The following is a 9,278-nucleotide window of genomic DNA, read 5'->3' on the forward strand; positions in this document are numbered from 1 at the left end:
CTGACCGGCTGACCGGCTGACCGGCTGACCGGCTGACCGGCTGACCGGCTGACCGGCTGACCGGCTGACCGGCTGACCGGCTGACCGGCTGACCGGCTGACCGGCTGACCGGCTGACCGGCTGACCGAGCGCACCGAGCGCACCGAGCGCACCGAGCGCACCGAGCGCACCGAGCGCACCGAGCGCACCGAGCGCACCGAGCGCACCGAGCGCACCATACCGGTTCGTGTCGACGATGGCCTGGCGTTGCTGGCGGAGCGGACGTCCCGGCCGGCTGTAGCGGTCGATCGCGGCCTTGAACCCCGTCGAGCGTGGACCTCCGGGGCGACATCGCTGCTGCGGGGTGGCGGCAAGGCGACGCCGTGGTCGCGCCCACGGTGCGCCGCGCCCGGCCCGTGACTGCTCCTCGATCGCCCAGCATGCCGCCCCGCCGGTTGGCGGATTGAAGCGGGTGCCGCACGCGTGCAGGATCGGCAGTGGCCGATGCGTGAGGGTGGTGCCGGGTGGCGACGATCCCCGATCAGAGTGGACGGCTCGTCGTCGTGACCGGCGCCAACAGCGGCATCGGTTACGTCACCGCGCGGGAACTCGCGCGCAGGGGCGCCCACGTCACGCTCGCCTGCCGCAGTGGGGAACGCGGGGAGGCCGCCCTCGGACGCCTGCGCGCCGAGGTTCCCGGTGCGCGACTCGAGCTGCGTCAGCTCGACCTCGCCGCTCTCGCGTCCGTCCGGGCGTTCGCCGGCGACTGGCACCACGGCCGTCTCGATCTGCTCGTCAACAACGCCGGGGTGGCGGTGGTGCCGTTCGCGCGTACCCGGGACGGCTTTGAAATGCACTTCGGCGTCAACCACCTGGGAACCTTCGCGCTGACCGGGCTGATGCTGCCGCACCTGCTCGCCGGGCGTGAGCCCCGCGTGGTGACGGTCGGCAGCGAGGGGCATCGCGCGCGGCGGTTCGACTTCGCCAATCTGGATGCGCGGCAGGGTTATCGGGCTTCGGACGCCTATGTCTGGTCGAAGCGGGCCAATCTGCTGTTTGCCGTCGAGTTGCAGCGCCGGGCAGCCCGGGCGGGATGGGCGCTGCGCAGCATGGCGGTGGCTCCGGGGCTGACCCGCACGAACATCCTGACCGGGGGCGCCAACCGGGCTCGCGGCCAGGGCTATCACCTGCTGGTCCGCACGGCCGAACGCCTCTTCTTCCAGAATGTCGAGCGGGGTGCCCGCACCTCCCTGCATGCCGCCACCGCTGATCTGCCCGGTGGGAGTTGGGTGGTGCCTCGCGGGCTGCTGCAGTTGCGGGGTGCTCCGACCTGCCGTCCGCAGGAGCCTGCCCTGCACGATGCCGTGTCCGCCACTCGCCTGTGGGAACTGTCGGAGGAACTCACGGGCGTGGTCTATCCCCGTGGTTGAACGGACCGGTCGCCCGGAGCGGGACGTCGCCGTCGACGACCGGATGAATCCCCAGACGTGCGCGGGCCCTTGCGGCGACGCCCCGGCCTTGGCGAGCTTCATCCGCAATTCGCAGGGCACCGTTCCTGCCCTCACGCTCCGCAATCGAGAACCGGACGGCCCCAGAGATTTCCGCCACGGGCCTGATTCGCCATTCACATCCTTGGCCAGCGTCAGCCCATCGGCTCCGGCATCGCGACTGTTCGATTCCGTCTCCATGCGCGCCGACACATTCCGGCCCACCGGATCCGCCACCGGCGGCACCGCCACCGGCGGCACCGCCACGGGCGACACCGGCAGGGGCGACACCGGCACGGGCGATACTGGCACGGACGACGCCCGCACGGGCGACACCTGCATGGGCGGCACCGGCATGGGAGCGGCCTCGACCTGCGGACGCTCCTCGCTCGCCGTGACCTCAGCAAGCACGATGCGCGCCGCCGCACGCAGAGCATCGACTCTTGCCCGGTGGGCGGCCTCGCCCGGCGTCTGAGCCGACCGCGGCCGCAGTGAACGCACCGCGTGACGACGAGCCAAGCCATAGGCGCGACGGATCTCGTGGTCGCGACGGAATTCCTCAACCTCCGGACAATAGCTGCGTGAAGCAGTGCGATCGCGCATCCCGGCCACCTCCGCCCTCGTGAACAATCCCAGCTGCCCCATGCCGAAAAGACTGCCACAAAGGATTCCGGACCTGTAAGCCCTGACAGTCCGCGGATCATGCCAGATTCGATGATCCCGAAAGTTCCGAATTTCCAGAAAACGAGGAATCGAAAACAATACGAACGGTCGGCCGAATGACAGTGAGGGAGTTACCGGTTCAGGTCAACTCGTCGCGAGTGAAAACCAGACACCCCAGGAGCTCGGTCAGAACCTTCCGCTGACGCGGCGTCAACACGTTGACGAAGACCGCAGCCGTCACCTCGGCCTCCCGGCAGGCCTCGGCGATCTCGCGCACCTTGCCGTGCGACAGCAGCATCCGCCGGGAGTACGGCCGGCTCATCCGGGACGCGCCACCGGGCCGGTGACGTCGCTGGTCGGAGGCGCCCCGGCGCTGGACGAACCGCGCCACCACCCGGGCACCCCTCGCCTCGACCAGGCTGGCCAGTTCGTCGAGGAGGACGGGATACTGCTTCTCGTTGCCGGAGAACAAACCGACCAGGACGACGTCGGCACCGGCCAGCGGGTCGCCCCTGTCCCGATACTGTTTCATCGCAGTGTCAGGACGGGAATTCGCGCCGCGACGCCTCGATGTGGGCGAGGTGCTCCTGGGTCCAACCACACATGCCGTCGACCACGGTACGCAACGCCGCCCCCGCCTCGGTCAGCGTGTACTCCACGCGCGGCGGGACCGTGGCGTGGACCTTGCGGACGATCAGCCCGTTGCGTTCCAGGGTGCGCAGGTTCTGTGTCAGCATCTTGTGGCTGATGCCGCCGATCGCGTCGCGCAGCTCGCTGAACCGCATCGTGCGCTGCCCGACGAACTCGATGATGAGCAGCGCCCACTTGTTCGCGATGTCCGAGAAGATCTCCCGGGCCAGCGAGTCGGCGCGCGCCAGATCGGCTTCCGGCGGCAGCTCGCTGATCTCCTGCCTGGTTCCCACCGGGCCACTGTACGGCCCGGCGGGAACGGGGCAGGAACCCTCACGCGGGGAAGCGCTGCCAGACGCGGTGTTCGGCGAGCAGGTCCAGCACGGTGGCGAAGGCCTCGCTGCCGGAGTCGACGACGCCGACTCCGGGAGTGCCCTCGACGCCGGCCGCCGCGAGGACCGTCGCGCCCGGGCCCCACGCGGCGATCGCCTTGCCGTGCCGCCACGCCTCACTGATCAGGACGAGGACCCGCGGGTCGACAGGGGACGGGGCCGAGGCCACCAGGATCGCGTCGAACTCGACCGACCGCGCGGTGTCGAAGGTCCGCTGCACGTCGAGGTCGGCGAGCTTGCCACCGCGAGGAGCGATCAGCAACGGTACGAGGCCGGCCTCGAGCACCGCGTCGCGTACCCCCGAAAGGGCCGCAGCGTCCGCACCGGGATCAGCCACCACGCCGATGATCCGGCCCTCGACCGGCCAGCGCTTGCCCACCTGGGAGAGGGCCGGGGACGAGGACACCGAGTCAGGTGAGGAGGCAGGCGACGAAGCAGTGGGCGCGGGAAGGCCCAGCCCGTCGGCCACCCGGGAACACAGCACCGGATCGATCTCCGCCAGGCACTGCAGCTGACGTTCCTTGATCGTCTGGTGGTAGCACTTGCCCAGTTCGAAGGTGTACGCCGCGACGATGTGCTCCTTCTCGACCGGGCTCATGCTCTGCCAGAACAGTCGCACCTGGCTGTAGTGGTCCTCGAACGACACCGGGTTCTGCCGGATCTTCGGGGCTTCGGCGACCCGCACCGGGACATCGACGAAGCCGTTCTCCGGATCAGGGGACGGATTGCCGCCGTCCAGCGAGTTGGGCCGGTACGGTGCGACGCCCCCGTGCACGGCCTGCTGGTGGTATCCGTCGCGCAGCATGTCGTTGACCGGCGCGTGCGGGCGGTTGATCGGGATCTGCGAGAAGTTCGGGCCGGCGAGCCGGGTCAGCTGCGTGTCGACGTAGGAGAACAGCCGGCCCTGCAGCAGCGGGTCGTTGGTCACGTCGATGCCCGGCACCAGGTTGCCCAGGTGGAACGCGACCTGTTCGGACTCGGCGAAGAAGTTGGTCGGTGTCCGGTTCAGCACCAGCCTGCCGACCGGCTGCACCTCGGCCAGTTCCTCCGGCACGATCTTCGTCGGGTCGAGCAGGTCGATACCGGCGAAGGTCTCCTCCGGGGTGTCCGGGAAGACCTGAAGACCGAGTTCCCATTCCGGGTACGCCCCGGCCTCGATCGCGTCGTAGAGGTCCCGTCGGTGGAAGTCCGGGTCGACACCGCCCGCGATCTGCGCCTCCTCCCAGGCCAGCGAGTGCACCCCGAGCTTGGGCTTCCAGTGGAACTTGGCGAGGGCCGTCTCCCCGGCCGCGTTCACCAGGCGGAAGGTGTGAACACCGAAACCCTCCATCGTCCGGTACGAGCGGGGAATGCCACGATCCGACATGTTCCAGATGGTGTGGTGCTGCGCCTCGGTGTGCAGTGACACGAAGTCCCAGAACGTGTCGTGGGCGCTCTGTGCCTGCGGGATCTCCCGATCCGGGTGCGGCTTGCCGGCGTGGATCACGTCCGGGAACTTGATCGCGTCCTGGATGAAGAAGACCGGGATGTTGTTGCCGACCAGGTCGAAGTTGCCCTCGTCGGTGTAGAACTTGGTCGCGAAGCCGCGGGTGTCGCGGACCGTGTCGGCCGAGCCACGCGAACCGAGCACGGTGGAGAACCGGACGAAGACCGGCGTCTCCTTGTTCTTGGCCAGGAAACCGGCCCGGGTGATCGCGTCGGCGGTGCCGTACCCGGTGAAGACGCCGTGCGCGCCGGTGCCGCGGGCGTGCACCACCCGCTCCGGGATCCGCTCGTGGTCGAAATGCGTGATCTTCTCGCGGAGGTGGTGGTCCTGCAGCAGTGTCGGGCCGCGCGGTCCGGCTTTGAGGGAGTGGTCGGTGTCGCGCAGCCGGGTGCCACCGGCCGTGGTCAGGTACTCCCCCTGCTGGCCCATCGCGTGCACCGGGCAGCCGGCGGGGGCGCCGGTCGGCGTACGCGGCTCCGGGGCGCCCTGTTCCGGTTTGGGCGGCAGCGGGTCGGTGGGCGTGGTCGGCTCGGCCAGCGGCGGGGTGGCACTGCCGGGTGCGCCGGGAATCTGCGAATCACGGGGGTTCACTCTGTTTAGCTCCTCTTTGTCGTTATATTGACTCCTGGCGTGTACCCGGTGGTGAAGCCCTCTAACGTGAGTCGACGGGCTGGTTTCCACGACGCACGGTTGCCCGGCGGAGCATCGCGACCTCATCGTCGTCGGGGCGCTCCGCGCGACGGTCTCCGTCCTTCCCGCCGCCCCCCAACCTCTACCGGCCCGAGACGGTCGGCCGGCGCCTGCTCAACCGCGACATCGTGAGGTCAGCCGCAACCAGCTGCGCGGCGACAGCGGCGAGGAACCCGGCGGGGCCATCGTCGTGATGGAGGCGACGCATCGCACCCCGCGTAGTTTGGCGTAGGCCGGAAAGGGAACCCCGGCCTTGATCTGTTCGAATCCGGTCGACGGAGGGCGGGAACGATGATCGCGCCACTGCACTGGACCGTCGACGAACGGGACGCGGGCATCGTCGTCGCGGTGACCGGCATCCTCGACATCCCGGCCACCCCCCGGCTGCACCAGGCCCTGCTCAGATGCCTGGCCGAACAGCCACACGCCCTGCTCGTCGACATGTCCGCGATGACCCTCGCCGACGACACCATGCTGGCCCTGTTCACCGCGGTCACCCGGCAGGCCGCCCGCTGGCCCGGCACGCCGGTGCTGCTCTGCGCACCCTCCGAGGAGGCCGCCGCACTGCTGCTGCGCGGTCGTTACGGCATGCTGGTGGTGCACCCCGACCTGGCGGTGGGCTTGGCCGCGGTCACCGCCGGTCGCGTCACCGTCCCGTCGATGACCGACCGCCTGCTGCCGGTCTCCGGCGCCGCCCGCCGGGCCCGCGACCTGGTCACCGAGGCGTGCGCGGCCTGGGACCTGCCCGGCCTGATCGCCCCGGCCAGCCTGGTGACCAGCGAATTGGTCTCCAACGGCGTCGAACACGCCAGCACCATGCTCACCCTGCAGATCAGCCACCGCTCCCGCCACGTCCACGTGGCTGTCCGCGACGGATCATCCGACGCCCCGTTCATGTCCACGAACGGCGACGTCTCTGCCCTGCGAGGCCGGGGCCTGCGGCTGGTCGAGGCCGTCTCCACCCGTTGGGGCTGGCTGCCGACGACCGACGGCAAGGTCGTCTGGGCCGCCCTCGCCACCGACTGAACCTCGTCCGCACGACCGTTCGAGTAGCAGGTCCCAGCGGCGCGTGTGGAGCCGGCCGGCCCCGGTCCGGATCCGTCTCGGCCCAGTGACGCAGCGCCTGTCGCCCTCTTCAGCCGTGCTGCCTGTCCTCGGCCACCGCCACCCGGAGGTTCTCCAGCGTCGTCGCCGCGGAGTCGTACATCCGGGTTCTGGTTTCGCCGAGGCGTCGCAGGGACTCGACCAGGGTCTCGTATTCGGGCAGCGCCGCCCCCAGCCAGCCGATACGCAGGTAGGACTCGGCCATGGTGAAGCGCAGCAGGTTCGTACGGGCAGGGTCGCGTTCGCTCTCCGCGGGCGTCTGGGTCGCGAGCACCCCGGCCTCCAAGGCCTCGCGGGGGCGGCCCGCCGCGGCGCACGCCTGCATCAGCCGCAGGGCCGCGTCGCGGTGGTCCTCGGCGCGGGCGAAGAGCTGGCCGTGGGCGTCGTAGAGGTCGTCGACGGCTTCGGCGGCGCGGCCGCAGTCGAGGAGGTGGCGGCCGCGCAGGTGGCGCAGGTGGCCGCGTACCTCGGGCGGGAGGTCGCGTCGCAGCAGATCGTCGACGAGGGCCCGGAACTCGGGGTCGGTGCCGGCCCGGGCGTGGGCGGTCGCGAGGTCGTTCACCGCGTCGATGGCCCGGATGCCCGCGCCGGCCTCGAGGAACAGGTCGATGGCGCGGGCCGCAAGGTGCGCGGTCAGCACGGGATCGCTGCCGAGCTGGTTGTGCCAGGCCGCCTCGATCCTGGTGAGTACGCCCTCGGCGAGCGCGTGGCCGCGGGAGCGTTCGGCCCCGCGGCGGACGGTCGACACCGCTTCGCCGAAACGGCCCTGGCGGACCAGCACGTAGGCGTACCAGAGATCGGCCCAGCCGGCCGCCTCGTCGTCGCTGCCTGCGCGGAGGGACTCGGCGGCGCGGGTGGTCAGCGCGTGACCGTCCGGTTCGTCGGGGCGCAGGCCGAGCCAGCATTCGGCGAGGAGCGCGATGGTCGACTCGCCGCGCTCGCGGTGCCGGGCGATCGCCTCGTGCATCGTCTCCCGGGTGTCGGTCGCCGCATGCAACCGGGCCCGCATCTCGGCCGCATGCCCACCGAGCGGCCCGGCCGGCTCACGGACGGCTTCCAGGCAGGCGCGGGCCTGCGCGACCTCGTCGCGAGCCTGATGCCATCGCACCCGGTCGAGCAGGTCGGCATCGCTCATCCCGGCGGGCGGGGACACGTCGCCGGCGACCGCGCCGGGCCGTAGTGGAAGGAAGCCGATCAGCGGTTCGCGGTCGAGCCTCGCCCGCACCCGGTCACCGCACGCCGTGGTGCCGTTGCGTTTGTCGAACTGCGCGGCCAGGTCGAGGCAGATCGTGCGCATCCGGTCGTGCAGCATCCACATCGGGGTGCCCTCGCCGTCGCCCTGGCCCACCACGTACTGGCCCCGGCCGGTACGCAGATAGGCGGCGGTCAGCACGGTGATCGCGGTCGCGAGATGCATCCGGCCCGCCGGGCGTTCGAACCGGTCGAACTTGTCGAGCACGGTGAGCAGGCCGACCGCCTCGTCGGCGTTGCCGGTGAGCGCGCAGAACTCCATGCGCAGCGCGTAGGTCTCGTACCGGTGGACGCCGTTCGCCATCGCGAGCATGACCCAGCGGTACGCCTCGACCGCGTCGGCGTGACGGCCCACGGCGACCAGGGGCAGCAACACCTGGCATTGCATCGCGGCGATGACGCTGCGAGGGGCGGGCTCGCCGGCGAGGATCGGGTCGGTCAACGCGAACGCGCCGGCCAGGGACACCGGGTCGCCCCGCAGCACCAGACGTTCGACCCGCCACGGTTCGGTGGCCGCGTCCGGCTCGTCGGCACCGCCCGTGTCCAGCCAGCGCTGAAAGGCGGCCTCCTCGGCCGGCCAGTCGCCGACCGTCTGGGCCAGCCGGCGCCGGGCCTGAGAGACCGCGGGCCACCCTCGGTCGGCGAGCCGCTGTTCGAGATCGGCTATCAGGTGCTCGAGCCGTTCCAAGGGTACGTCCGGAAAATCGATCATGTCGTCGACCATGTGCCCGTACCAGAAAAGCAGTTGATCCTGCTGCTCCCTGGTGAATCGGGCGGGCTGCGAGTCGTGCAGGGCGAGGGCGGCGCCGAAGGTCCCGAAACCCTCCTTCCAGCGGCCGGCATGGACGAACATGGCGGTGAGGCCGAGAAACGCGCCAGCGGCGATCTCCGGTGCGGCTTCCTGGTCGCACCGCCGGGTGATCTCCTTGAGCAGTTCCTCACGGACCGGCAGGTCCTCGATCTGCTGAGCTTCGGCGAGCAGGCCCCACAGATGATCCACGCCGGCATCCTATATAGACGTCGACGATGGCGGATCCCCGTTCCCGGCCTGCCGTGTCCCGCACGGTCCTCCCTCGCCGTCGTGGGCGGGGCCGTGGCGGGACGGTCCCCCACACGGGTGTGGCGACTTCAGCCGCCCGACACGCCCGAACTGGGTGTGGTGAATACGGGCGCGCTGGACACCCGAAGTCACCACACCCGTGGGGGCGTGGTGAATACGGGCGCGCTGGACGCCCCAAATCACCACACCGGTGGGGGTGTGGTGAATACGGGCGCGCTGGACGCCCCAAGTCACCACACCCGTGGAGGTGTGGTGATTACGGGTAGTCAGCGCGCCCGAAGTCACCACGCAGGCAGACCCTGACGGCGATTAGGTGTCTAGCCGCAACGCCGTTCAGTTAGGCGGATGGCTCATGCGTCAAGGCTCGTCGGTGACGACGTTGATGCTGGTGGTGGCCTTGTAGGTGTGACGGTCGATGTTCGGTCCGCGGGCCTGGTATTTGGAGTTCGAGCGTTTGATCATGCGGGACTTCGTGCGGATGCGGCGGTCGGGCAGCAGGTTCGCCAGGACTTGTTCGCCGATGACGCCGACCAGGT

The 9,278-nt window shown here is 70.3% G+C and carries 7 protein-coding genes; 3 read left to right on the forward strand and 4 right to left on the reverse strand.

What is annotated here, in order from left to right:
- Positions 1-503 precede the first annotated feature (503 nt).
- Both QSK32_RS17660 and QSK32_RS17665 read left to right on the forward strand, forming a co-directional pair.
- Entirely contained in the window at positions 504-1,409 is a 906-nt protein-coding gene (locus QSK32_RS17660; protein WP_285472560.1) for an oxidoreductase, read from the forward strand.
- On the forward strand, positions 1,402-1,941 hold the full coding sequence (locus QSK32_RS17665) for a hypothetical protein (protein WP_285472561.1): 540 nt from the start codon (positions 1,402-1,404) through the stop codon (positions 1,939-1,941). The genes QSK32_RS17660 and QSK32_RS17665 overlap by 8 nt, the downstream gene beginning before the upstream one ends.
- 327 nt (positions 1,942-2,268) lie before the next feature.
- Here the strand turns inward: QSK32_RS17665 and QSK32_RS17670 are convergent, their stop codons facing one another.
- Genes QSK32_RS17670 through QSK32_RS17680 form a run of 3 tightly spaced genes read right to left on the reverse strand, consistent with a single transcriptional unit; the run spans position 2,269 to position 5,228 of the window.
- Positions 2,269-2,661 (reverse strand): HflX-like GTP-binding protein, encoded by a 393-nt coding sequence (locus QSK32_RS17670; RefSeq protein ID WP_285472562.1) that lies wholly within the window; start codon positions 2,659-2,661, stop codon positions 2,269-2,271.
- Between the two features lie 7 nt (positions 2,662-2,668).
- Entirely contained in the window at positions 2,669-3,052 is a 384-nt protein-coding gene (locus tag QSK32_RS17675) for a winged helix-turn-helix transcriptional regulator (protein WP_045747814.1), read from the reverse strand.
- A gap of 40 nt (positions 3,053-3,092) precedes the next feature.
- Positions 3,093-5,228: a catalase gene (locus QSK32_RS17680; protein ID WP_285472563.1), complete on the reverse strand. Its 2,136-nt coding sequence runs from the start codon at positions 5,226-5,228 to the stop codon at positions 3,093-3,095.
- A gap of 390 nt (positions 5,229-5,618) precedes the next feature.
- On the opposite strand from QSK32_RS17680, the gene QSK32_RS17685 reads away from it, so the two are divergent.
- Positions 5,619-6,353, forward strand: coding sequence for an STAS domain-containing protein (locus QSK32_RS17685; protein WP_285472564.1), 735 nt, complete (start codon positions 5,619-5,621; stop codon positions 6,351-6,353).
- Between the two features lie 109 nt (positions 6,354-6,462).
- Here QSK32_RS17685 and QSK32_RS17690 read toward each other — a convergent pair whose 3' ends face one another.
- Positions 6,463-8,682 (reverse strand): ATP-binding protein, encoded by a 2,220-nt coding sequence (locus QSK32_RS17690; protein WP_285472565.1) that lies wholly within the window; start codon positions 8,680-8,682, stop codon positions 6,463-6,465.
- Between the last annotated feature and the right edge of the window lie 596 nt (positions 8,683-9,278).

The organism is Actinoplanes sp. NBRC 101535, assembly GCF_030269225.1.
In the GTDB taxonomy this organism is placed as follows: Bacteria; Actinomycetota; Actinomycetes; order Mycobacteriales; family Micromonosporaceae; genus Actinoplanes; species Actinoplanes rectilineatus.

Excerpts from the sequence above, each read along its gene's own strand:
- QSK32_RS17670 (WP_285472562.1), bottom strand. The coding sequence starts at position 2,661 with ATGAAACAGTATCGGGACAGGGGCGACCCGCTGGCCGGTGCCGACGTC.
- QSK32_RS17685 (WP_285472564.1), top strand. The coding sequence starts at position 5,619 with ATGATCGCGCCACTGCACTGGACCGTCGACGAACGGGACGCGGGCATC.